The organism is Lentilactobacillus parafarraginis DSM 18390 = JCM 14109 (assembly GCF_001435895.1).
Taxonomy (GTDB): Bacteria; Bacillota; Bacilli; order Lactobacillales; family Lactobacillaceae; genus Lentilactobacillus; species Lentilactobacillus parafarraginis.
In genome coordinates, this window is sequence record NZ_AZFZ01000207.1 from 1 (window position 1) to 499 (window position 499).

1 pseudogene is annotated in these 499 nt (G+C 33.1%); it reads left to right on the forward strand.

Annotation, left to right across the window (positions count from 1 at the left end):
* Positions 1-429: 429 nt before the first annotated feature.
* Positions 430-499: pseudogene (locus FD47_RS16155) on the forward strand (DUF536 domain-containing protein); the annotation flags it as partial.

The window sequence follows — 499 nt, forward strand, 5'->3', positions numbered from 1 at the left end:
TTGCCCAATCGGCAACTTTTTTAATTTCTAATAACAAAATAGGACTAAATAGCCATTGGCTACTTAGTCCATCTTTAATTTCTTGTTTGTTATTATCTACTCTTGTCCCGATTTAAGGGTATGAGGTATAATGAATACAAGCACAGAAATCAAAGTTCAAACATCCATTCTGCCAGGTCTGAATGCTTGGACTAAGTAGCTGTTATGTAGCTACTTGCTAAGAATATAAAATCTCGATCCCAGTCGGATCGGGATTTTTTCTTGGCTTGATTTTTATTTATTTTTATTTTGTTGTTAGATTAGTTTCAGTTTAGCACACCGCTTTCAGTGCAACAATAACTATCTTTACAGATTCCAGTTGTACTTTGAATCGATTAACCTCAAAATAGAAAAAAGGACATTTTTAATTTAACTAGGTGGTGATTGACATTGGCAAAAACAATTAAACAACTTGCAGATGAATTAAAGGTCTCCAAACAGACTATTCAATATCACTACC